The 23198-nt window shown below is 57.2% G+C and carries 18 protein-coding genes; 6 read left to right on the top strand and 12 right to left on the bottom strand.

Annotation, left to right across the window (positions count from 1 at the left end; translation table 11 throughout):
• The first annotated feature begins 12 nt into the window (after window positions 1–12).
• The 3 genes from FGZ14_RS00090 to FGZ14_RS00080 all read left to right on the top strand — a co-directional run bounded on the left by FGZ14_RS00090 (window position 13) and on the right by FGZ14_RS00080 (window position 5491).
• On the top strand, window positions 13–594 hold the full coding sequence (locus tag FGZ14_RS00090; protein ID WP_139919985.1) for a hypothetical protein: 582 nt from the start codon (window positions 13–15) through the stop codon (window positions 592–594).
• Window positions 595–1023: 429 nt separating this feature from the next.
• On the top strand, window positions 1024–4101 hold the full coding sequence (locus FGZ14_RS00085; protein WP_139919984.1) for a TonB-dependent receptor: 3078 nt from the start codon (window positions 1024–1026) through the stop codon (window positions 4099–4101).
• 22 nt (window positions 4102–4123) lie between these two features.
• Complete coding sequence (locus tag FGZ14_RS00080) at window positions 4124–5491, top strand: RagB/SusD family nutrient uptake outer membrane protein (RefSeq protein WP_139919983.1); 1368 nt, start codon at window positions 4124–4126, stop codon at window positions 5489–5491.
• 54 nt (window positions 5492–5545) lie between these two features.
• On the opposite strand, the gene FGZ14_RS00075 is transcribed toward FGZ14_RS00080, so the two are convergent.
• The 4 genes from FGZ14_RS00075 to lon form a co-directional block, all read right to left on the bottom strand.
• Window positions 5546–6274, bottom strand: coding sequence for an SDR family NAD(P)-dependent oxidoreductase (locus FGZ14_RS00075; RefSeq protein WP_139919982.1), 729 nt, complete (start codon window positions 6272–6274; stop codon window positions 5546–5548).
• 121 nt (window positions 6275–6395) lie between these two features.
• Window positions 6396–7805: an ATP-dependent protease ATPase subunit HslU gene (gene hslU, locus FGZ14_RS00070; RefSeq protein ID WP_139919981.1), complete on the bottom strand. Its 1410-nt coding sequence runs from the start codon at window positions 7803–7805 to the stop codon at window positions 6396–6398.
• A gap of 143 nt (window positions 7806–7948) precedes the next feature.
• Entirely contained in the window at window positions 7949–9010 is a 1062-nt protein-coding gene (porQ, locus tag FGZ14_RS00065) for a type IX secretion system protein PorQ (RefSeq protein WP_139919980.1), read from the bottom strand.
• A 120-nt stretch (window positions 9011–9130) separates the two neighbouring features.
• Window positions 9131–11587 (bottom strand): endopeptidase La, encoded by a 2457-nt coding sequence (gene lon, locus FGZ14_RS00060; RefSeq protein ID WP_139919979.1) that lies wholly within the window; start codon window positions 11585–11587, stop codon window positions 9131–9133.
• 313 nt (window positions 11588–11900) lie between these two features.
• Here lon and FGZ14_RS00055 point away from each other — a divergent pair, with 313 nt between their 5' ends.
• On the top strand, window positions 11901–13913 hold the full coding sequence (locus FGZ14_RS00055; RefSeq protein WP_257883294.1) for an OmpA family protein: 2013 nt from the start codon (window positions 11901–11903) through the stop codon (window positions 13911–13913).
• Between the two features lie 161 nt (window positions 13914–14074).
• Here FGZ14_RS00055 and FGZ14_RS00050 read toward each other — a convergent pair whose 3' ends face one another.
• The 7 genes from FGZ14_RS00050 to FGZ14_RS00020 form a co-directional block, all read right to left on the bottom strand.
• On the bottom strand, window positions 14075–14590 hold the full coding sequence (locus tag FGZ14_RS00050) for a DUF6702 family protein (RefSeq protein WP_139919978.1): 516 nt from the start codon (window positions 14588–14590) through the stop codon (window positions 14075–14077).
• Window positions 14591–14696: 106 nt separating this feature from the next.
• Window positions 14697–16043: an RIP metalloprotease RseP gene (rseP, locus tag FGZ14_RS00045; RefSeq protein ID WP_139919977.1), complete on the bottom strand. Its 1347-nt coding sequence runs from the start codon at window positions 16041–16043 to the stop codon at window positions 14697–14699.
• Between the two features lie 131 nt (window positions 16044–16174).
• A complete protein-coding gene (locus FGZ14_RS00040; protein ID WP_139919976.1) occupies window positions 16175–17350 on the bottom strand; it encodes a 1-deoxy-D-xylulose-5-phosphate reductoisomerase in 1176 nt (391 codons plus the stop codon).
• A 42-nt stretch (window positions 17351–17392) separates the two neighbouring features.
• Complete coding sequence (locus tag FGZ14_RS00035; RefSeq protein WP_139919975.1) at window positions 17393–17851, bottom strand: 3-oxoacyl-ACP synthase; 459 nt, start codon at window positions 17849–17851, stop codon at window positions 17393–17395.
• A gap of 43 nt (window positions 17852–17894) precedes the next feature.
• Entirely contained in the window at window positions 17895–18254 is a 360-nt protein-coding gene (locus FGZ14_RS00030; RefSeq protein ID WP_139919974.1) for a hypothetical protein, read from the bottom strand.
• 80 nt (window positions 18255–18334) lie between these two features.
• On the bottom strand, window positions 18335–18637 hold the full coding sequence (locus FGZ14_RS00025) for a hypothetical protein (RefSeq protein ID WP_139919973.1): 303 nt from the start codon (window positions 18635–18637) through the stop codon (window positions 18335–18337).
• Window positions 18638–18755: 118 nt separating this feature from the next.
• Window positions 18756–20255, bottom strand: a complete 1500-nt coding sequence (locus FGZ14_RS00020) for a GH3 auxin-responsive promoter family protein (protein WP_139919972.1) — start codon at window positions 20253–20255, stop codon at window positions 18756–18758.
• Window positions 20256–20429: 174 nt separating this feature from the next.
• On the opposite strand from FGZ14_RS00020, the gene FGZ14_RS00015 reads away from it, so the two are divergent.
• Entirely contained in the window at window positions 20430–20858 is a 429-nt protein-coding gene (locus tag FGZ14_RS00015; protein ID WP_139919971.1) for an OsmC family peroxiredoxin, read from the top strand.
• 148 nt (window positions 20859–21006) lie between these two features.
• Window positions 21007–21489: a hypothetical protein gene (locus tag FGZ14_RS00010; RefSeq protein ID WP_139919970.1), complete on the top strand. Its 483-nt coding sequence runs from the start codon at window positions 21007–21009 to the stop codon at window positions 21487–21489.
• 209 nt (window positions 21490–21698) lie between these two features.
• On the opposite strand, the gene dnaA is transcribed toward FGZ14_RS00010, so the two are convergent.
• The gene (gene dnaA / locus FGZ14_RS00005) at window positions 21699–23198 is read right to left on the bottom strand and encodes a chromosomal replication initiator protein DnaA (protein WP_139919969.1); all 1500 of its coding nucleotides are present in this window, start codon (window positions 23196–23198) and stop codon (window positions 21699–21701) included.

Genomic DNA, 23198 nt, shown 5'->3' with positions numbered 1-23198 from the left:
ATTCAACCCTCCATGAAAAAATTTCTTTATGCCTTGTTGCTGGCGGCTTCGGCCCTGAGCGTTTCGGCTTGCCGCGACGAGGATAATCTACCTTTCCCGAAAACTGAGGAGTTTCCCTTGGTTTTCACCAACCTGACCACGCAGAACACTTTCAAGCTGGCTGACGTGCAAGGAACGGGTAACCCGACTACTACCTTCAACATTGAGGTAAAAGGAGGCGACGCCAGCAAGATCGAAGCCATTGAAGTGTACCGCTCCTTCCGCGGCTACAACAAGCCGGCTGCCGGGGTGACCCGTGCCATCGGCACAGGACCGCGCGTTCTGCTGCGTACTGTAGCACCGTCTTCAGGCAGCATCGAGGTGTCTATCAACGACCTCATAACTGGCCTGACCCGTGCTTCGGGTGCCACCCAAACGGGTGCCCGTGTTGCCCTGACCCGCGCTTCGCTGGAGGCAAACGAAGGCTTCCTCTTTACTTATGAACTGGTACTGAAGGATGGCCGTCGGATTGTTTACACTCCCCTGTCGGGCGGTATCGTATCCGGCATTCAGGCTTCTGCTCCTTACGCTGGTATTGTTACCATCGTTCAGTAGTCGAACATCCTGAGCAACAAAAAAGCCCCAGCCATTTGGCTGGGGCTTTTTTGTTGCCCTTTCCATCATATGCTGGCGTGTAACAGTGGTTTCTTAACTGATGCCGCGGATGCGCCAGTGATTGATAACACATATATGCCACAGACGGCCAGACGCAGCTAGGCATCAATATGCGTTTAGTACCCAGCACAAATTTCTTTGCCGCATGCCGTGTCTGGAGCAACTACACATCATTTGCAGCTTTCGGTTGAGCACTTTAGCGGCAAAAGACTTCTATTTATCTAAGAAATCCTGCACTTGGCCGAGAAACAGTATAATTGAGCACCTGTTTTTTGCTCAGCGAATAGATTCATAATTTTTATCTCTTTATTTTGGCAATAATTCAATTGAACTGCTTCTAAAGCGAAACATCTTCAACACACCTAGTGCATACATGAAAAACTACTATTAGCTGCTCTGCCTGCACTTGCTTTAACGGCAACGCAAGTATATGCACAAACTCGTACTGTTTCTGGACGGGTAACGGACCGTACAACGGGAGAAGGGCTGCCCGGTGTAACCGTATTAGTGAAAGGAACTACCACTGGCGTTTCAACCAACTCGGATGGTACCTTCACGCTGAACGCTCCGGCTACCGCCACTACCCTTTCCTTTAGCTCCGTAGGGTTCCTGACCCTTGAGCAACCGATTCGGGATGGCAGCATAACTGTGGGGCTGGCACCAGACAGCAAGCAGCTCAGCGAAGTAGTAGTAACAGGCTACGGACAACAATCCAAGGCTTTGGTTACGGGCGCCATTGCCTCCATCGATGCCAAGCAGTTCGAGGATCAGCCTGTAGCAGGCCTCGACCAAGTGCTGCAAGGCCGGGCTGCGGGGGTGCAGGTATCGGCTAGCTCCGGTACGCCGGGTGGCGGTATTGCTGTTCGTATCCGGGGTAATAACTCCATTTCGGCCAGCAGCGACCCGCTGTACGTAATTGACGGCGTACCGATTAACAGCGGCAGCTACTCCAACATTGCCGTTGGTAACCAGCAGTTGAACGCGCTGTCCGATATTAACCCCAACGACATTGCCTCCATTCAGGTACTGAAGGATGCCGCTGCCGCCGCTATCTATGGTTCGCGGGCTGCCAACGGGGTAGTACTGGTAACAACCAAGCGTGGCCAGACGGGCAAAACTAAAATCAGCCTGGATGTTTACCAGGGTGTACAGCAGCGCATTAAGCAGCTGGACGTTCTGAACGGTCAGGAATCACAGGACCTAATCAATGAGGCACGCGTAAACGTAGGCCTTGCGCCTCGCTACGTAGCGGCTAACCCAACCTCCACGCAGGCGCTTTTCACCGGCGCCAGCACCAACTGGCAGGATGAAGTATTCCGCACCGCCAAGATTGGTAACTATACTCTGACGGCTTCCGGCGGCGATGCCCGCACCCGCTTCCTCGTTTCGGGCACCTACTTCGATCAGGAAGGTATTGTGCGGGGTTCTGACTTCAAGCGCGGTAGCGTACGTGTGAATATCGATAACAAGATATCGGACCGTGCCCGTATTGGCCTGAACCTCACAGGCTCCCGCTCGCTGAACAACCGTATTCAGAACGATAACAACATCTACGGCGTACTTAGCTCGGCCATTCTGCTGGGTACTCAGACTCCTATCTATAATGCGGATGGCACTTTCGCCCGCGACCCATATTCATCGGTTGAAAACCCGCTTGCCGCTGCTACCCTACCCCTGCAGCAGGCACGTAACAACCGTTTGATTGGTAACGTCTTCGCCGAACTGGACATTCTTAAGGACCTGCGCTTCCGGACCTCGCTTGGCGCTGACTACCTGAACCTGAAGGAAGACCGTTTTGTACCCAGCACCCTTCTGCAGGGCTCTGGCAGCAATGGCCTGGGTAACTCCAACAGCCGTTACGATATCAGCTGGCTGACGGAAAACACCCTTACCTACAACAAATCCTTCGGGGATCATAACGTGACGCTGCTGCTCGGCCAGAGCGCCCAGAAATCAGAGCAGGAAGGTATCCAAACCACGGTTAGTGGCTTTGCTACCAACAAAATCACCCGCCTGGCGGCCGGTTCCGTTCGTACGGAGGCCTCGTCGGATGGTACTCTCTGGACCCTGCTTTCTTACTTCGCTCGCGCGAACTACGACTACAAAGGCCGCTACATTCTGGCTGCCTCCGTGCGCCGCGACGGTTCCTCGCGCTTCGGGGTAGACAATAAGTGGGGCTACTTCCCGGCCGTTTCGGGTAGCTGGCGCATTTCGGAGGAGGCCTTCTTCCCGAAAACAGCTATTAGTGAGTTGAAGCTGCGGGCCGGCTATGGTCAGACGGGTAACTTCGAGATTGGCAACTTTGCCTCCCGCAACCTTTATGGTGTAGGCTCCGGCAACCTGGCCAACTACAACCAGATTTCCGGTCTGGTGCCCACCCAAATCGGCGTAAATGACCTGAGCTGGGAGAAGCAGCACGAAATCAACGTGGGTCTGGACCTGGGCTTCGTTAACAACCGCATCCTGCTTTCAGCCAACGCCTTCCGCCGGGAGTCGAATGACCTGCTGCTGAACCGTCCGCTGCCCCTCACTTCTGGCTTCCTCTCGGTAACTCAGAACGTAGGCGCGCTGGAAAACAAAGGCCTTGAGTTTGAACTCACAACCCAGAACTTCACCAAGGACAATTTCACCTGGACTACCAGCGCCAACATTTCCTTTATTCGCAACGAAGTAACCAAGCTGGTAAATAATGCACCCTTCCTTTCGGGCTTTGCAAACCAGGTACGGGTAGGGCACTCTTTGGGCTCTTTCTACGGTTACGTAGTGGACCGGATTTACCAGACGCAGGGTGAAATTACAGCTGATACCGAAGCTGCCCGCGCCAAAACCGGCCGCTCTACGGCCGTGTATCAGCAAGGCTCTGCTCCGGGCGACATCCGCTTCAAAGACCTGAATAATGACGGTGTAATCACCGGCGACGACCAGAAGATTATTGGTACGGCTCAACCGAAATTCTTCGGCGGCCTCAATAACCAACTGTCCTTCAAAGGCTTTGACTTGGGCTTCTTCTTCCAGTTCCAGTACGGCAATAAAATATTCAACAACACCCGTGCTTTCGCAGAGGGTATGAACGCCCAGTTTGGTCAGTTGGCCTCCACCCGGGAGCGCTGGACCGCGGCTAACCCCAGCACTACCTACCCCCGGGCGGCCTGGGGTGACCCAAACAATAACCGCCGCACCTCCGACCGCTTCTTGGAGGATGGCTCTTATGCCCGCTTGAAAACCCTGACTCTGGGCTATAACCTCCCGGCCGGTGCTACCCGCGTGCTGCACCTGCAAAACGCCCGGGTATATGTTTCAGGTCAAAACCTACTCACCTTCACCAACTACTCCGGTCTTGATCCGGAAATCAACACCTTCAGCGGTAGCAACACCTCTTTGGGCACTGACTTCCTGACTTTCCCCCAAGCCCGTACCGTGCAGATTGGTGTAAACCTGGGTATCTAAACTTTCTTGAGACTTCGTTAATATGAACTTTCGTTCCAAGCTTTTCACGCTCGCTACTCTGGGTTTGCTGACTTTTGGCGCCAGCAGTTGCTCCGATTTCCTGGATCCTACCCCGCAGACTTCCGTTGACCGTACGGATGTATTCACCGACGCTGCTGGTGCCCGCGGCGCAATCATTGGGGTGTACGGTGCCATGACCAGCTCCGACTACTTGGGTCTGTACTACCCCCTGCTGGCTGACCTGGCCGCCGACAACCTAGCTCACACCGGCACGTTTCCGCAGTTGGCGGAAGTAAAAACTCGAAATATCATTTCGAGTAATGCTACGCTCACGAACGTTTACTACGCTATTTACCGGACCATCAACCGGGCCAATAACGTTATTGCCAACACGCCGAATGTGACCGGCCTGGCCGACGCGGAGAAGAACAGCATCATTGCCGAAGCACTGTTCATCCGTGCTTACTGCCACTTCGATGTGACCCGTTTCTGGGGCGATGCCGCTCTCATCCTTACCCCGACGTCAACGCCTGATAACTCGCTTTTTGTAGCACGCAGCACCAAAGAGCAGGTATATACGCAGGTGCTGGCCGACCTGAACCAGGCCCTGCCTAACCTGCCTGACACAGGCACCGGACGGGCTACCAAATCAGCGGCCCAGGCCCTAATTGCCCGGGTACAACTGTATGCCGGCAAGTGGAAGGAAGCCGAAACGGCGGCTGATCAAATCATTAACAGCAACCGCTTTCAGCTCACTCCCAGCTACGCCACCAACTTCACCTCGGAGAATACTACTGAGTCGATTCTGGAACTGCAGTTTGACGCGAATACCCAGAGCCAGTTTGCTTTCTTCAATCTGCCCACTGCCAATGGTGGCCGTAACGAGGTAAACCCGAACGGCCCTGCCACTACGCTTCTGACAGCCTACGAAACGGGCGATACGCGCCGTAACGCTACTATCTCCGACGGCACTGTTGTCATCTCCAACCGCGCGGTAGTTGCCGGTACCGGTATCAAATACAAAGACCCTGGCACTGGAACCGACAATTACAAAATATTCCGTTTTGCCGAGGTTCTGCTAACAGGGGCTGAGGCTAAGGCCCAGTTGCAGGACCTTCCGGGCGCGCTGACCTTGTTGAATCGGGTACGTACCCGGGCAGGCTTGCCGGCACTTCTGGCAACCGGTTTAACCCAGACTACCCTGTTAAACGCCATTTACCAGGAGCGCCGGGTAGAGTTGGCTCTGGAAGGACACCGGTGGTTTGATCTTATCCGCACCAACCGGGCCCAGACGGTACTGGGCATCACAGACCCCACTCGGTTGCTGTTCCCGATTCCGTTCCGGGAAATTCAGAACAACCCGAATATGAAGCAGAACCCCGGCTACTAGCCTACCCCTGCTTATAGCAATAAAAAGCCCCGGCCTTACTAGCCGGGGCTTTTTTTATAGGGAGTCTATACGCAACACCACCTTTTCATCGGCTGAGGCGGGGTGCCGCAGCCATCCAATAATTTTTTCTGCTACCTCCTCTGGCTGGGCCAGCCTTCCTTCCTGGTGAAAGCCAGCAAACCGGACGGCTTCACTGAAGCTGTGCTCATCGGCGGTGCGGATGTGCTCCTGCATGGCCGTATCGAGGATGCCGGGGGAGAGACTACGGATACGGATGCCGCTGCCGCGCAGATCCTGCTCTTTCTGGGCGGTGCAGGACAGCGCATCGAGGGCGGCTTTGGAGGCCGAATAGGCGCCCCAGCCGTCAACGGCCCGCTGGGCGGCACCGCTGCTGATGTTGAGGATGGTACGCGGCACTGACAGCCCGCCATAGGCGCTCAGGAACGTGTTCATGAACATGGCAGGAGCCACAATATTCACATCAAACACGAACTCGAAGTGCTCGTTCTGATGCTCACCCAGGTAGCCGATTTCGCCGAGCACGGCGGCGTTGTTGATAAGGGTGATGCTTTCAGCATCGGGCCACTGCGGGAATACTTTGTGCAGGTTGTTTTGCACGGCCAGCATATCGGACAGGTCCAGGGGCTGATGAGCGTACTGCTCGTGCTCGATAGTGGCGTGGCGCGAAACGCCGACAACCTTCGTATCGGGCAGGCGCAGCACAGCTTCCGCCAGGGCTTTGCCCAGTCCGCGGCTGGCTCCGGTGATGATGTAATAGTGCATGGTGAATGGGTGAGGGAGATGAGAGACCGGTAAAAAGTACGGTCTAAAACGAAAAAGAGGCTACCGTTGCAGCCTCTTTTCTCTGTTTAGGTCAGTGGAATAGTACTGCCCTACCCCCTCTTCATAGGATATACTGGCTTAGGTCGCGGTTGCGGACCATGTCGCGGAGACGGTCTTCTACCATGTCGCGGTTGACCAAAATCTGCGCATTTGGGCCGATTTTGTCCGGCACATCGAACAGGATGTCATTGAGCAGGCGGCTCATGACCGTGTGCAGACGCCGGGCCCCGATGTTTTCTACCTCGCTGTTGACCTCGAAGGCAATTTCAGCCAGCCGCTCCAGGGCGGAATCTTCGAACGACAAGGCTACCCCTTCGGCCTGCAGCAAGGCCTCGTACTGCTTGGTCAGGGCGTTTTTGGGGTCTTTCAGGATGCGGAAGAAGTCGTCCTTGCTCAGGCTCTGCAGCTCCACCCGAATGGGGAAGCGACCCTGCAGCTCCGGAATCAAGTCAGAGGGCTTGGCCACGTGAAAGGCACCGGCCGCAATAAACAGGATATGGTCGGTGTGGATAATGCCATACTTGGTGCTGACAGCTGAGCCTTCCACGATGGGCAGCAGGTCGCGCTGCACGCCTTCCCGGCTTACATCAGGGCCACCGCCCCCCTTGCCGCTACGACTGGCCACTTTGTCGATTTCGTCAATGAAGATGATGCCCGCATTTTCAGCGTGCCGAATGGCTTCATCCTTTACCTCATCCATATCGATGAGCTTGGCCGCTTCCTCATCGAGCAGGATTTTGCGGGCCTCGGCAACCGTTACCTTGCGCTTGCGAGTCTTTTTAGGGAGCATGGAGCCGAGCATGTCCTGGATGCCGGCCATGCTGGCCTCATCCATACCGGCCGGACCACCGATTACGCCGATGCCCGGGCTGCTGTTCTGCTGCACCCGGATTTCGATTTTGCGCTCATCCATTTCTCCGTTCCGAATCTTTTCCCGGAACCGTTCCCGGGTGCGCTCATTCAGCTCGTGGTCGGAATCAGGCATCTCGCTGGCGGTAGTGGGGAAACCTAAGGCAGGCTTGGGAGCCGCAGCGGAGGTAGTAACCGGCGGAATCAGGATGTCAAGGATAACATCTTCCACGGCCTGGGCCGCCTGCACCTTCACTTCCTCCTTGCGGCGCTGTTTCACCATGTTCACCGACTGCTCCACCAGGTCGCGCACCATGCTTTCCACATCGCGGCCTACGTAGCCTACCTCAGTAAACTTGGAAGCTTCCACTTTCGTGAACGGAGCACCCGAAATGCTGGCCAGACGGCGGGCAATTTCCGTTTTGCCGACGCCGGTGGAGCCAATCATCAGGATGTTGTTAGGCACGATTTCGCGCTGCATCTCGCCGGGAGCATGCAGGCGGCGCCACCGGTTGCGCAGGGCAATGGCCACATGGCGCTTGGCCTCGTGCTGGCCAATGATGTACTTATCGAGCTCAGCCACAATCTGGGCCGGGGTGAGAAACTCAGCGGAGTCAAGCATAAGAATCAGGGGTAAACAAGCCGGATAACGAAGCGGTGCGACTTCCGAAGCCCGGCGGAAGGAAGAACAGGTAGTTACGGCAAAAGCCAAAGCAGGAGGCCTGCCAGATTAGCTACGAGCCAGGGGGTAGGAAAAGAGGGTAGTTACTGTGATTTTTTAAACAAGGAATCGAGGTTGCGGGCAATAGTGAAGTAGTTGGCCCCACCCGAAGCATGGTAGCCGGCGTGGGTATAGTCGAGCTGAAACTGGCTGACGCGCAGCATTACCCCAAAGGAGAAGCCCGCACCGCCCGAGGTATTTTCCAGGCGCAGTTCCCGGCGCTGCAGGTGGTTGTAGCCAACGCGCAGGTTCAGGTTTTTGCTGAGCAGCAGCTCCCCGCCTACCACAAAATGCCGGGCAATCTTGTCGCCCAGGCTCTTCTTAGGTTTGATTTCCTCGCCGTTCTCATCTAGCTGGCCCCGCTGGTTAGGGTCGAGGTACACGATGTCGAGGCGCTGCAGGTGGTGGGCCGTGAAGGAAAAACGCAGCGGCAGGTGCTCAGGCTTAAACGAAGTGCCCAGCTCCACATCAAGGGGCATGGGCTCCCGGTCGGCGCCATCGTAGGGCTTCAGCTGAATACCGGCGTTGCGCACTACCAAGCCTACGGTAAAGTCCTGCTCCGGGTGCTTGAACAACCCACCTACATCGGCCAGCGCCGCAAAGGAGTGGTTGCCGGCGATGCCCGAGCCTGCCAGTTTCAGGGTGCCACCAATGGTAAAGGCCCCGCTGGTATAGGAATCGGCGATACTCAGGGCGTACTCGTTCACTGAAAACTGCCCCAGTGAATTGCCCGCCGCGTCAAACTGCTCGAAGTTGCCGTAGCTCAGGTAGGTAAGCCCGACCCCAAAGCGGCCTGCCTTCTTGGTATTGAACACGTACACGGCCGTGCTTTGCTTGATATCGGCCAGATAATCGACGTAGCCCAGGGCCAGCCGGCCATCCATATCGGCATTCAGCAGGGCCGGGTTGCCGTAGAGCATGGTGCCATCGGCGTCGCGCGAAGAAACGTTCACGCCACCCAGCCCGGCCAGCTTGGCGCTGGTGGGCAGGTTGAGAAAAGAAAACGCCTGCTGCCCGCCAATCTGGGCCACCGCCGGGGTAAGACCACCCAGGCCCAGCACCAGAAAAGAGAGCAGAAAAAGGCGGGGGCGTAAAGGTCGAATCATCGGGGGAAAGATAAAGCAGGTTGCCTGATAAGACGCCTGCTTCCGCCGCTTTATTGCGTGCCCAAAGGGAGAATTCCCTACCCCCTCGTTTACGCCAAAGGGGTAGGGAATTGGACAGCCTTAACTAACTTCTACACTCGGGGCTGCTGGCATTGGCGCCTCGTCGCGCACCACCAGCTTGATGGGGTGGGCTACTTTTTCTTCCAGCAACGCCACCCGCAGCACATCATCCACGCGGTCGGCGTAGTGGATGGTCAAATCCTTGAGATAATCGGCCGAAATTTCGTCGATGTCCTTCTTATTCTTGGGGCACAGAATAATGTCGCGGACGCCGGCCCGCTTAGCAGCCAGAATCTTTTCCTTGATTCCGCCTACCGGCAGCACCTTGCCACGGAGCGTAATTTCGCCCGTCATGGCCAGATGGCTACGGATTTTGCGCTGGGTAAATACCGAAGCAATACTGGTAAAGATGGCAATGCCTGCGCTGGGCCCATCCTTGGGCACGGCTCCTTCGGGGAAGTGAATGTGCAGGTCGTACTGGTCGAAGAGGCGGTAATCGATATCCAACTCCTCGGCCCGGCTGCGCAGGTAGCTCAGGGCCGTCACGGCCGATTCCTTCATCACGTCGCCGAGCTGGCCTGACAGGGTGAGCTTGCCCCTACCCCGGCTCAGCAGGCTCTCAACAAAGAGAATGTCGCCGCCCACGCTTGTCCAGGCCAGTCCTGTTACTACCCCGGCGGTTTCGTTATCCTGGTACTGGTCCCGGTCGAAGATGGCGGCCCCAAGGATGCGGTGAATATCCTTGGGCTCCAGGATCGAAGGGAAGGCTTCATTCATGGCTTTGCTCTTGGCCACGTTGCGCACCACCGCGCCCAGCTTGCGCTCCAGGCTGCGCACTCCACTCTCGCGGGTGTAGTCATCAATCACGCGCTGCAGGGCTGAGGTGCTGATGCCGGCATCCTTCAGGCCAAGGCCGTGCTCCTGCAGCAACTTGGGCCAGAGGTGCTTTTTGGCAATCTGGGTTTTCTCCTCCAGCGTGTAGCCCGTCAGGTCAATGATTTCCATCCGGTCGCGCAGGGCAGGCTGAATGGTTTCCAGGGAGTTGGCCGTGGCAATGAACAGTACCCGCGACAGGTCATATTCTACCTCCAGGTAGTTGTCGGTGAAGGTGGAGTTTTGCTCGGGATCCAGCACTTCCAGCAGCGCCGACGAGGGGTCACCGCGGAAGTCGGAAGCCAGCTTATCAATTTCGTCGAGCACGATAACCGGGTTGGAGGCGCCCGCCTTCTTGATCTGGGAGATGATGCGGCCGGGCATGGCCCCCACGTAGGTTTTGCGGTGCCCCCGAATTTCGGCCTCGTCGCGCACGCCGCCCAGGCTCATGCGCACGTACTGCCGGCCCAGCGCCTTGGCGATGGAGCGGCCCAGGGAAGTTTTTCCTACCCCCGGAGGGCCATACAAGCACAGAATCGGAGCTTTCAAATCTTGCTTCAGCTTGAGCACGGCGAGGTACTCAATGATGCGCGCCTTCACCTTTTCCATGCCGTAGTGGTCCTGGTCGAGGATTTTCTGAGTCCGCTTCAGGTTGAAGTTGTCCTTGGTGTATTCGCCCCAGGGCAAGTCCAGAAGAAACTCCACGTAATTCAGGCTTACCGGGTACTCGGCAGCCTGGGGGTTGATGCGGGTGAGTTTGTCCAGCTCCTTGGTAAAGTGCTTGGCTACTGCCTCGGGCCATTTTTTGTCTTTGGCACGCTGGCGCAGCTTTTCCACTTCCTGGTCAGGGCCATCGAAGCCCAGCTCATCCTGCAGCACTTTAATCTGCTGGCGCAGGAAATAGTCGCGCTGTTGCTGGTCGATATCGGTGTGGACCTTGGTGTGGATTTCGCGCTTGATTTCCAGCAGCTGAATTTCCTTCAGCATCAGCTCCAGCAGCTGAGTGCCGCGCTCCACGCCGTCGTTTATTTCCAGCAGCTGCTGCTTAATTCCTACCTCCACGTTGATGTTGGACGAGAGGAAGTGGGTTAAGAAAGAGGGCGACTCAATATTATCCAGGGCCACCTGCGCTTCCTGCGGAATCTCGGGGTTCAGCTTCAGCATCTTGGCCGCCGCTTCCTTCAACGACGATACCAGGGCCTTTACTTCCTTGGATTGCTTGTTGGGGAAAGCCTCAGGCGAGTAGCTTACCCGCGCCGTGAGGTAGGGCGTGCTCTGCACCTCGGCCTCAATGCGGAAGCGCGACTGGCCCTGAATGATGATGGTGGTATTGCCGTCGGGCAGCACCAGCAGCTTCAAGATTTTGGCCATGGTACCCACCTGATACAGATCCTGCAGAGTAGGGTCGTCGCTCTGCCCGTTCTTCTGGGCCACTACCCCCACAATCTTGTTGCCGCGGTAGGCCTTGCGCACCAGCCGGATGCTTTTCTTACGGGTAACCGTTACGGGCAGCACTACCCCCGGAAACAGCACCGTATTGCGTACGGGCAGCAGCGGCAGCACCTCCGGCGATTCATCGGCGCTGAGCGTCTGATCGGGGTCGGCAGCCACAATGGACACCATTTCTTCAGAATCTTCAGCCATCAGCAGTAAGGAAGAGAGTGGTGACTTGGGTGAATTATATTGACTCATGCGGGGAGAGACAGAAAAGCAACGCTGCGTGTCAGAATGACAGAAGCGTGGGATAAGCTTAGGCTTAAACGTAGGGAGTTGTTCGAAGGTATGAATTTCGGCAAGCGCCGTGCCACCAACCCAGCCGGCCACATCGGCAGAGCTCCTCCGTAGGATTGCCAGGGCCGGGCGCCGACTCCGGCAGCCGCACTATATACGCCTGCATCCAAAAATTCCTATTTTTGATGCTTGCCGACTCCCACGGCCCCCGTGCTTTATCATTGCTATGCTTCGCTTTTTCCGTTTCGTGCTTTCTGGACCGTTGCTGCTGCTGGCACTGATGTTACCTGCTGTGGTAAAGGCCCAGCAGAAAAGTAGCCTACCCAACGCGCAACGGAAGCTAAGCGCCAAAGTTATCCGGAGCGCCCGGGCCCGCACCGACGCTACCCCCGACTTCCCGAATATCAACCGCCTGGCCTATTTCGAGGATAAGAAGGCGCTGCGGGAAATTCAGCGGGCCGAGAAACGCAAGAACTGGAATGCCGCCCGTAACCTGCTGGATGTGTACGTGAGCCGGTTCGGAATCGAGAACTTCTATAAGGACACCGGCTTGCTCTGGCGTCTGGGCCAGCTCTGGGAAAAGGCCGGCAACGAAGACCGGGCCAAGGCCTATTACCGCCTGGCCCTCAAGCACCGCCGCCACGACCTGAAGAAGGTGCAGCTCTACTACGACTCGCTGGAGCAGAAAACGGCTGACCTGTACGTGCCCCTCAAAACGTACTACGACATTGTAGAGTACCGAAAGAACATTGCCGCTTTCCGGCCGCCTAAGGGCGTGTACACCAGCATGGGCGATGCCATCAACTCCAAAGTGGAGGACTACGGCCCTACCCTCAATGCTGATGCTGACCAGCTTATCTTCTCCTCCAAGCGCAAGATGCGCGGCATACACGGGGTAGTAGATGAGGACCTGTACACCTCCCGGCGCGAAAACGGCCTCTGGACGGAGGCTGAGCCTTTGCCCAAACCCATTAACTCTTCCTACAACGAGGGCTCAGCCTGCATTAGCAAGGATGGCAAAACCCTATTCTTCGCCCGCTGCGAGTGCCCTACCTGCCACGGCAACTGCGACCTGTACGTTTCCACCTTCAAGGATGGTCAGTGGAGTGCGCCCAAAACGCTCGGTAGCAACGTCAACTCCACGGCCTGGGACTCGCAGCCTACCCTCTCCCCCGGTGAGGACACGCTATACTTCGCCTCCGACCGTCTGGGCGGCTTTGGCCTTTCGGACATCTGGTACACGGTAAAGCAGAAGAACGGGCAGTGGGGCAAAGCGCAGAACATGGGGCCGGTGGTGAATACCCGTGAGAGTGAGGTGAGCCCCTTCTACCACCCCCTCTACCATGTGCTTTACTTCAGCTCCCGCGGGCAGCTGCTCAACTTCGGCGACTTCGACATTTATAAGACGTACCGGGTACGCGGCCGGTGGCAGGAGCCCATCAACATTGGGCCGCTCGTAAATGGCAGGGGCTCGGAGTACTATTTTACCATTGATTCTGAGTCGAGAAACCTGTACTACGCCCGCTCCGAGGAAAAGGAAATGAAGAACCTCGACCTCTTCTCGTTTCCGCTGCCCATGGAGGCCCAGCCCTTGGCGACTACGCACGTAGAGGGCTCCCTTATTGACTCGGTAAGCCGCCGGCCGCTGAACGGTATCGTCAGTATCATCGACACGGATAACGGCATTGAGGTAGCCAGCAAGTATCTGCGCGACGACGGCTCCTTCGATTTCGACCTGATTGAAGGTTCCCACTACGTGATGCTGATTCAGAGCCCCGACTTTTTCAGCGTGGAAAAGAAGTTCGCGCTACAGGGCGACACGGTGATGAAGCTGATGACCAACTCCATCGACTACAAGCTGCCGCTGATTTTCAAGAACATCGAGTTCGACCAGGATAAGGCCAACATCCGGGCCAGCATGCATCCCATTCTGGACCGTATTGCCGTGTTTCTGGTTGACCACCCCACGTTCCGGCTCAGCATCTCGGGCCACACCGACAGCAAAGGCGACCCGGACTTTAACATGACCCTCTCGCAGGACCGGGCCGAAGCCATCCGGCGCTACATTGAGCAAAAAGGCAAACTCAAGCCCAACCGCATTGAGAGTATGGGCTACGGCAGCACCCAACCCCTCAAGGCCGAAGTCACGGAGGAAGACGCCCGCACTAACCGCCGCGTGGAGTTCCGCCTCATCAAGCCGGAAAGCGAGCAGAAAGATGCCGGTGGCAGCGGCTGGTAGAAGTAAAATAGCGAGCAGTGAATTAATCCTTACTTCACAAAGCGCTACCCCCTGATAAAGTGAGAAGCCCTTGACGTTACAATACGTCAAGGGCTTCTCACTTTATCAGGCTTGTCACACGCGGAGGAAGGCTGACTTCACTTCACTCGCCATGACACCGTTCACCACTTCAGCTGCTGTTGCGTTTCGCCGTCGCGGAAAAGCAGGCTTTGCTTGTTGCCCTTGGCTTCGAGGTTGACAATGTTCATTTGGTCGGGAAACAGGTCGAGCAGCAGCTGATGACGCAGGCTCACGCCGGTGGCTGTAGTGGGCAGCGGCGCCGTAAAGTAAATCCAGTACGAGTCCTTTTCTTTCTGCAGGCCCACCAGCGTAAACGGCAATGCCTGCCCCGGCCGGGAACTGAACTGCACCGAGCGGCGCAGCAGATCCATTAGCAGCGGATCAAGCTGGGCCCGCGAGAGTTGGTCGGTACGGACGGGGGTAGTCTTGCCAACGGACAGCCCTTGCTCCAGGTCGTCGATAAAGATTTTCAGGGCCATTTCCAGGCGCTGCTTGCCGGGGTTGAAGCGCACCTCCATGATGCTGGCATGGTAGGCGTGCGCCCAGGCTACCAGATGCGCCAGCAGCAGAAAGGCCGCTACCAGCCCAAAGCGCCGGAAGAAGGAAGAAGAAAACATAGGCAAAAGGTGTGAAACACAACCAGATGGTTGCAGGTGCCAGATCTATAATAAAAGCCGTGCCACCTCGCGGCAGCACGGCTTCTGAAACTCAATAAGCCGAAGCTTACTTCCCAAATGACTTAAGCAGCGGGTTAATGATAAGCACGAAGGCCATCAGCCCCAGAATCAGGAGCATGCCCACTTTCTGCGCGTTTTCCAGAAACTTATCGGAAGGCTTACGGCCGGCAATCATTTCGTAAAGCAGGAAAATAACGTGGCCACCATCGAGGGCCGGAATGGGCAGCAGGTTCATGAAAGCCAGCACCATAGACAGCATCCCAGTCAGGGTCCAGAAGCGGAACCAGTCCCACTTGCCGCCATATTGCTGAGCAATTTCAATGGGGCCACCAATGGACTTGCGGAAGGAAGCCTCGCCGCGGAAAATCTTGGCGAAGGCCTTCACTTGCGTAGTCACTACCCCAAAGGCCTGCTTGGTACCCACCGGCACCGACTCCGCCAGCCCGTATTGGCGGGTAGCAAACTTGAGCAACGACTTCGGCAGGAAGCCGATTTTACCATCCTCATCCACATTTACCGTGAGCGTCAGGGGCTGGCCGCCGCGTTCTACTTGCAGCGGAGTGGCTTTGCCGGCGTTATCCTTCAGAGCTTTTTGCAGCTCCGGAAAGAATTGGATGGGCTGGTTGCCCACCTTCAGAATCCGGTCGTTGGGCTGCAGGCCGGCTTTAGCGGCGGGGCTGCTCCCTACCACCTGATCTACCACGAAGGGGTCGAGGGGCAGCACGAAAGCCGACTGGCCTTCATCGGCCAAACGGTCCATAAAGTTGTTGGGCACGTTGATGTCGAGCAGCTGCCCGCCCCGGTCCACGGTGTAATAGGCGTTGTTGCCCAGTACTACTTCGGGGCTGTACACATCGTTGAACTCCGCGAAGGGCTGGCCGTTGATCTTGACAATCTTATCCCCGGTCCGGAAGCCAATTTCCTTGCCCAACTCGTTGGGAACTACCCCATAGCGTGCCTCTGCGGCCGGCAGGTAGCTTTCACCATACTTAAAGGTGATGAGCGTGAAGATGATGATGCCGGTGATGACGTTCATGATGATGCCGCCCAGCATCACAATCAGGCGCTGCCAGGCCGGCTTGGCCCGAAACTCGTTGGGCTGGGGCTCGGCCGCGAGGCTGTCGGCATCCTGGGTTTCGTCAATCATGCCGTGGATGGCCACGTAGCCGCCCAGCGGAAACCAACCCAGGCCATACTCCGTTTCGCCCACTTTCTTCTTGAACAGGGCGAAGTTCATTACGCCCGGCAACGGAAACAGGAAGTCGAAGAAGATATAAAACTTATCGACGCGGATTTTAAAGTATTTGGCGGCTGCGAAGTGTCCAAACTCGTGCAAACCAACCAGAATGGAAAGGCCCAGCAGCATCTGCCCGGCCATGATAAGTCCTTCCAAAGGGGGTAGGGTATTTTAGGTGATTAGGTAAGTGGCAGGCTGATGCCTGGCATAATAGCCAGATACAGCCCCAAGAACAGAACACAAACAACGCACCGAACCCGGGAGTAGTGCCCGGACCGGCCAGGGTGTCAGGCGCGGGCCCCAATCAGCTCCTGGGCAATGCGGCGCGTTTCGATGTCGGTTTGTACGTAGTCCTCCAAGCTAGGAGCGGCAAGGTACGAAACCCTGGCGAGGCTGGTTTCTACCACCTCCGACATTTCCAGGAACCCGATTTCGTCGCGCAGGAAGGCGGCTACGGCTACTTCGTTGGCAGCGTTTAGCACGCAAGGCGCGTTGCCGCCGCGCCGCATGGCCTCAAAGGCCAGGGCCAGGTTGCGGAAAGTATCGATATCGGGTTGTTCGAAGGTAAGCTGGGGATAGTCGAGAAAGCGGAAGCGCGGGAATTGGCTAGGCAGGCGCTGGGGGTAACCCAGGGCGTACTGAATGGGCAGCTTCATGTCGGGCAGGCCTAGCTGGGCCTTCAGGGAGCCATCTTCAAACTGCACCAGGGAGTGGATAATGCTTTGAGGGTGCACGATTACCTCAATCTGGTCGTCGTGCAGGCCAAACAGCCACTTGGCTTCAATCACTTCCAGCCCCTTGTTCATCAGGGAAGCCGAGTCGATGGTGATTTTGGCGCCCATATCCCAGTTGGGGTGCTTGAGGGCCTGGGCCTTCGTCACGAGGGCCAGCTGCTCGCGGGTGCGGCCCCGGAACGGTCCGCCCGAGGCCGTGAGGATAATCTTTTCGATGGGGTTCTGCTCCTCCCCTACCAGGCACTGAAAAATGGCCGAGTGCTCGGAATCGACGGGATAAAGCCCTACCCCGTGTTCTTTCACCAACTCGGTAATCAGTTGGCCAGCTACTACCAGGGTTTCTTTGTTGGCCAGGGCAATGGTTTTGCCGGCCCGGATAGCGCGCACCGTGGGCAGCAGCCCGGCGTAGCCCACCATGGCCGTGAGCACTACATCGGAATCCTCGCGGCCGGCCACGTCGGCCAGGGCTGCTGCGCCGGTCAGCACTTCGGTTTCGGGCTGGCTGGCCAGGGCGGCTTTTACGGTTGGGTATTTGGATTCGTCGCCGATAACCACGGCGGCGGGCCGGAACTCGCGGGCCTGCTGAATCAGCAAATCGGCATTCGACTGCGCCGACAGGGCCGTGACGGTGAACTGGCCGGGCTGGGCGCGCATCACATCAAGGGCCTGGGTACCGATGGAACCGGTGGAGCCGAGCAGGGTAACGCGCTTGGGGGTAGGGAAGGACATGTACAAAAGTAGCGCGAAGCTGGACTTAACTTCGCATGCGGTTTAGGCTATGGCTTCTATGCGGACCGGCTTCCCGTTGAACGCCGCCTGCTCCCCGGCCCGCTTGCCGGCCAACGCCGCTGCCACGGGCGCCGCCGCCGATACCGCAAAGTAATCCTGCCCGTCCAGGGTGAGCTTGCCGGCGCTGATGCTGATGTAGAACCATCCCATGCTGGTAGAAACCAGGGCGCCGGGCCGCACCGTGTCGCAGGGCAGCTCGGGGTTGATGCGCTGAACCTCGCCCTGGAGTTGCAGGGCTTGCTGGAGCTGCACGGCGTTCCGGTCCCGCTCGTTCTGGGCCATGGCGCGGCCGGTTTCGTACTTGTCGCCGGCGCTGCTCTTGGTTTCGGAGTTAGCCGATTCCTGGGCCGCCTGAATGGCCGCTTGGCAGGCTTCGATGCGCTCTTGCACGTAGGCGAGGCACAGGGCGTGGAGGTGGGGTTTGGTTAGTTGACTTATCATTTTGCGACGAAGGGCACTGAGAAAGACTAGACTTACGGGAGCTTTAGAACGTCTCACCTTCGAGAAGCTCCCATAGACTTTGACTGAATAGGGGCTTGAAGTAAAGCTCGCCCTTGTGCAATACTACCTCAATCTCATCTCCTATACTTAGTAAAAGCCTCTCACTGCTCGCATATTTTAACCGACTGTGCTTTAACTGGCCCCTCTCCGATATATAGTCCACCTGCGGGTATGCCAGCCACGTCCAGCTACCGGCTACCCGTACAAATTCGGTCTTATACTCTATTACTACTGCCCAGGTGTGGAAACCTTCTTTCAATATTTCCTGCCCTGTTTTTCTGTTTATCCAGAGAAACAGTCCTATAAATAAGCCGCAAGACACTCCTAACAGTATTGCAGACATCAAGGCAAGGCGCTGGCAAAGCAGCCGTATTTGTAAGAATAGACCCTCACCCGATTGGTTGCGAAAAGCATCCGGGCGGTTTATTTCAGGCGCCGCTTCATGATGAAGGAATAGAAAGGCTCACCACCGCCACCATGTACACTGTGCATGGCGGCAGTACCGTTCAGGAGCTCAAAGCCTTGCGCATTCAGCTTTTCTAACTCGGCCAGTACGGGTGCCAGGTCGTGGCGTTCCACGTTCTTTTCCTTCTGATAGACTTTCTCCTGGCTGGGCTTGGAGCCAATGGTTACGCTAACAAAGTTGTTTTTGCCATACTGATACACGCTCACTACCGCATATTCTTCCATGCGCCCTTCGGCCGGTGCCGGGGAGCCTGCACTCATGAAGGCGACCAGAGCAACTACGGCACAAAAACTAGCTACAACTACAGAAACTGCTTTTTTCATGGGTTTAGCGATGTAGATGAATACTTATAAATAAGGCTAGCGGCAACTTACCTTACTAAAGCTGGCTCTGCAACAACCCTTCCGCTACCCCCCTGTCATTGCTCAACCGGGGCACTTTGTTCTGGCCACCGAGCTTGCCCAGGCTTTTCATGTAGCGCTGGAATGCCCCAGCCGGCAGGGGCGTGAGTTGCAGTGGGGCCAGGATGTTGCCGCGCAGCAGGTCGTCGTAATAGACGTTGCGGCGGCGCAGGCCGGCATCGAGGGCGGCGGCAAAGGCGGCAGCATCGTGAGGCGGACGGGCAAACTCAATGAGCCACTCGTGGCGGGAAGGCACGGCAGGGTCGTCGCTGACGCGGGGGGCCACTGTGAATTCTACTACCTCTACCTCGGGGTGCTGCTGCATGGCCTCGCGCAGGGTTTGCTCTACCTCCTCGCCAATAACATGCTCGCCGAAAGCCGAGAGGAAGTGCTTAATGCGGCCCGTCACAACGACGCGAAAGGGATATTTCTGAGTGAAGCGCACCGTGTCGCCGATGCTGTAGCCCCAGAGGCCAGCATTGGAGCTGAGCACCAGGGCATAGTTCTTGTCCAGCTCCACATCGGCCAGGGTGCAGCGGGGCGGGTTCTTCTCGAAAAACCGCTCGGCCGGAATAAACTCGAAGAAGATGCCCGCATCCAGCAGCAGGAGTAAACCGGGGTTACCGGGCTCGTCCTGAAACGCCAGAAAGCCCTCAGAGGCCGGAAACAGCTCGATGCTGTCCACCGGCCGACCGATGGTTTCGAACAGCTTTTTACGGTAGGGCTCGAAGTTGACGCCCCCGTACACAAACAAATCGAACTGCGGAAACACCTCCCCTACCGGCCGGCCCGTGCGCGCCACAATCCTATCAAAGTACATCTGCACCCAAGGCGGAATCCCCGATATCAGGGACATGGGCTGGGGTAGGGTTTCGTCCACGATGCGGTCGAGCTTAGTTTCCCAATCCTCAATGATGTTGGTCTGGTAGCTGGGCAGCTGGTTGCGGCGCAGGTAGGCGGGTACGTGGTGGTTGGCAATGCCCGAAAGCCGGCCAGTGTGAATACCAGCCACCGTTTCCAGCTCCGGGGAGCCCGACAGGAAAATCAGCTTGCCATCCAGGAAACGGCTTTTGCCGGTGGCGTGCACGTAGTGAAGTAGCGCGTCGCGGGCCCCGTTGATGTGGTTCGGAATGCTGTCGTTGGTTATCGGGATGTATTTGGCGCCGGAGGTAGTACCGCTGGTTTTGGCCAGGTAAAGCGGCTTGCCCGGCCACAAAACGTCCGGCTCCCCGGCCTTCACCCGGTTAAAATAAGGGCTGAGACCCTCGTAGTCGCGCACGGGCACCTGCCAGGCAAAATCCTGGGCCGTACGGATGCCGGCAAAGTGATGGTCGCGCCCGAAGGCCGTGCGCTGCCCCTGGGCCAGCAGCCCCTGGAGCAGGCGCTGCTGAGTGCCGATGGGGTCTTGCTGCCATTGCCGGTACTGCCGGGCAACAAAAGCGGCCAGGGGCCGGCTCAGGGTAGATTTCAGGCCCATGAACGTTGGAGGAGAGAGGTAGTGGAAGCGTGAACGGGTTTGCTTTTAACTAAAGAAGAACTCAAAGGTACTAGCTCCCGCAACACAGGTTTGCTACCCCCGAGCTTATCCTTGGCCGCTTATTTTCGTAGGAAGCACACAAGTTTACTTCTTCACTCTTCATTCCCTCACCTCATGATCAACCAGCGTGGCAACGCCGAATGGAACGGCGACATTAAAGGCAGCGGCACCATCAGCACCCAGAGCGGCACGGTATCGGCCCCGTACTCGGTGGGCGCCCGTTTTGAAGGGCAGAAAGGCACCAACCCAGAGGAGCTGATTGGAGCGGCCCACGCCGGCTGCTATACCATGTTCCTGACCAGCATCCTGACCAAAGACGGCAAGCAGGTAAAACAGATCCGCACTGAGTCGAAGGTAACGCTGGACACCTCTGGCGAGGTACCCAAAATCGTGAAAATCAGCCTGACCACGGAGGGCGAGGTAGAAGGCCTTTCGCAGGAAGAGTTTCAGCAGTACGCTCAAACTGCCAAGAAAAACTGCCCCGTTTCGCAGGTGCTCAGCGCCGTGCCGGAAATGGAGCTGGCCTCGGCTACGCTAAAATAAACAGGCCTCTGGCCATCTGTATTGCCGGGTTGGTTTTGCGGTGGCGCCTACCCTCTCCGGCGGGCGCCACCATAAAACCAACCCGGAAAAGCAAACAACGAAGGCTGAACTGCTTACTTTTGCCAGTCTCAGCGACTTCAACGCCCTTATGCATCCCAACTCTACCCGCATTCGTCTTCAGCCCGCCAACACCCAGCGCATTCCGTTTCTAGGCCAGCTTTTCCTGGGTTTGCTCTGGATTGGCTACACGGTAGCGCTTATCGTAACGGGCGAAGGCGCCAGCGACATGCACTTTCTGCACTATGTATTCCTGGTGTTCAGCCTGATTTATCTGGGCTACGTGCTGGTGCACAACGCGCCGGTGTTCGGGACACAGAGCTATCTGGAATTTACGCCCGCCTACATCGTGCACAAAGACGGCCTGTTCCGGCCGAAGCAGGCCTTCCCGGCCGAGGGTATTGCCAGCCTGGAGCTGGTTCCGCAGCAGCTGCGCTTGCTGTTCAAAGAAGGCGGTACCTATGCCATGAGCCTGCGCCAGGTGAAGGGTGCCAAGCGCAAGCGCCTCATGCGCGAGCAGGTACGGGCTTTCGCCGCCAAACACAACATCGACCTGCGCGACACCCAGGCGTAAGCGTCCGATCCGGTCCGACGCCGTTCTGGCGTCCGCCTACCCCTGGCATCGGCTGTAACCCTCATTGGTCGGAAGTCAGCACAAAGACAACCGGTCGAACGGCTTCGCCGGCGGACCGGAGCGTATGTTAAGCGTACTACTCCTACCCCCAACAAAAAGCCCAACCGCTACTAACGGTTGGGCTTTTTGTTGGGGGTAGGAAACCCTGCTTACTTGCCGGCAAATTTCTTGCGCAGCTCCGCAATGGTGCCCCGAAAGGCTTTGTCAGAATCAATCAGGTCCGAAACCGTTTGCACGGAGTGGATGACGGTGCTATGGTCACGGCCGCCGAAGTGGTGACCGATGCTTTTCAGGGAGTGCGTGGTGTGCTCCTTGGCGAAGTACATGGCTACCTGCCGGGCCGTTACCACCTCTTTTTTGCGGGTTTTGGCTTTCAGCAGATCCAGAGGCACCCCAAAGTATTCGGCGCAGGTTTTCTGAATGAAGTCGAGGTTTACTTCGGCTTCTACCTCCTCAATGATGTGGCGAAGCGCCTGCTTGGCCATTTCCAGGTCAATCTCGCGACGGTTGAGGCTACTCTGGGCCACCAGCGAAATCAGCACACCTTCCAGCTCCCGCACGTTGGTATTCACCGAGTGGGCCAGGTACTCCACTACCTGCGGCGGAATGTCGATGCCATCCTGCTGCATTTTGTTCTGGATGATGGCCATGCGCGTCTCAAAGTCGGGGCTTTGCAGGTCGGCGGTCAGGCCCCATTTGAAGCGGGAAAGCAAACGGTCTTCCAGGCCCACCAGGTCGCGGGGCGGCCGGTCGGAGGTCATCACAATCTGTTTGCCGGCCTGGTGCAGGTGGTTGAAGATGTGGAAGAACATCTCCTGGGTTTTGTCCTTGCCCGACAGGAACTGCACGTCGTCCAGAATCAGAATATCCACCAGCAGGTAGAAATTGGCAAAATCCTGCACGGCATTGGAGCGCAGGCTTTCAATAAACTGATTCGTGAACTTCTCCGCCGACACGTACAGCACAAACTTATCCGTGTTCGTGGCCTTGATGTGGTTGCCGATGGCCTGCACCAGGTGGGTCTTGCCCAGCCCTACCCCCCCGTACACCATCAAGGGGTTGAAGGAGGTAGTACCGGGCTTATTCGCCACGGCCAAACCCGCCGAGCGGGCCAGGCGGTTACAGTCACCCTCAATGTAGTTCTCGAAGGTGTAGGTAGTATTTAGCTGCGACTTCAGGTAGTCGCGCTCAATGGTTTTGCTGGCCTCGAAGGGGTTGCGCAGGGTAGGCGGAGCCGGGGCGGGCGCTACCGAGGCGGCGGCTGTATTGCGGGCCGAGGAGGTCATGGCGCTGGCAGCCATAGAGGTAGCCGCGTGCGTGGCTACCGTAGCCGGACCGGCAGTTTTGCGGGTAGTAGGCAGGTTGAGCGTGCGCGGCTTCTGCTGGGCGTTGCCCTGGTCCACCACAATGCTGTACTCCAGGCGGCCCTCAGGCCCCAGCTCCTGGTGGATGGCGCGCTTCAGCTCCTCCACGTAGTGCTCCTCCAGAAACTCGTAGAAATAGGTGCTGGGCACCTGTATCAACAACACGTTATTGTGGAGCTGCACCGGCACAATGGGTTGAAACCACGTCCGGAAGCTCTGCTCACCAATGGTTGCCTTGATGACGCGAAGACAGTTGGCCCATACGGTTCGACAATCCTTCAGCAT

The sequence above is a fragment of the Hymenobacter sp. DG01 genome, assembly GCF_006352025.1.
In the GTDB taxonomy this organism is placed as follows: domain Bacteria; phylum Bacteroidota; class Bacteroidia; order Cytophagales; family Hymenobacteraceae; genus Hymenobacter.
The sequence above is the reverse complement of the archived record's forward strand: the minus strand, read 5'-3'. Positions and strand labels throughout refer to the sequence as shown.

Excerpts from the sequence above, each read along its gene's own strand:
- FGZ14_RS00090 (WP_139919985.1), top strand. The coding sequence starts at position 13 with ATGAAAAAATTTCTTTATGCCTTGTTGCTGGCGGCTTCGGCCCTGAGC.
- FGZ14_RS00080 (WP_139919983.1), top strand. The coding sequence starts at position 4,124 with ATGAACTTTCGTTCCAAGCTTTTCACGCTCGCTACTCTGGGTTTGCTG.
- FGZ14_RS00075 (WP_139919982.1), bottom strand. The coding sequence starts at position 6,274 with ATGCACTATTACATCATCACCGGAGCCAGCCGCGGACTGGGCAAAGCC.
- hslU (WP_139919981.1), bottom strand. The coding sequence starts at position 7,805 with ATGCTTGACTCCGCTGAGTTTCTCACCCCGGCCCAGATTGTGGCTGAG.
- porQ (WP_139919980.1), bottom strand. The coding sequence starts at position 9,010 with ATGATTCGACCTTTACGCCCCCGCCTTTTTCTGCTCTCTTTTCTGGTG.
- lon (WP_139919979.1), bottom strand. The coding sequence starts at position 11,587 with ATGGCTGAAGATTCTGAAGAAATGGTGTCCATTGTGGCTGCCGACCCC.
- FGZ14_RS00055 (WP_257883294.1), top strand. The coding sequence starts at position 11,901 with ATGCTTCGCTTTTTCCGTTTCGTGCTTTCTGGACCGTTGCTGCTGCTG.
- FGZ14_RS00050 (WP_139919978.1), bottom strand. The coding sequence starts at position 14,590 with ATGTTTTCTTCTTCCTTCTTCCGGCGCTTTGGGCTGGTAGCGGCCTTT.
- FGZ14_RS00040 (WP_139919976.1), bottom strand. The coding sequence starts at position 17,350 with ATGTCCTTCCCTACCCCCAAGCGCGTTACCCTGCTCGGCTCCACCGGT.
- FGZ14_RS00035 (WP_139919975.1), bottom strand. The coding sequence starts at position 17,851 with ATGATAAGTCAACTAACCAAACCCCACCTCCACGCCCTGTGCCTCGCC.
- FGZ14_RS00030 (WP_139919974.1), bottom strand. The coding sequence starts at position 18,254 with ATGTCTGCAATACTGTTAGGAGTGTCTTGCGGCTTATTTATAGGACTG.
- FGZ14_RS00025 (WP_139919973.1), bottom strand. The coding sequence starts at position 18,637 with ATGAGTGCAGGCTCCCCGGCACCGGCCGAAGGGCGCATGGAAGAATAT.
- FGZ14_RS00020 (WP_139919972.1), bottom strand. The coding sequence starts at position 20,255 with ATGGGCCTGAAATCTACCCTGAGCCGGCCCCTGGCCGCTTTTGTTGCC.
- FGZ14_RS00015 (WP_139919971.1), top strand. The coding sequence starts at position 20,430 with ATGATCAACCAGCGTGGCAACGCCGAATGGAACGGCGACATTAAAGGC.
- FGZ14_RS00010 (WP_139919970.1), top strand. The coding sequence starts at position 21,007 with ATGCATCCCAACTCTACCCGCATTCGTCTTCAGCCCGCCAACACCCAG.
- dnaA (WP_139919969.1), bottom strand. The coding sequence starts at position 23,198 with ATGCTGAAGGATTGTCGAACCGTATGGGCCAACTGTCTTCGCGTCATC.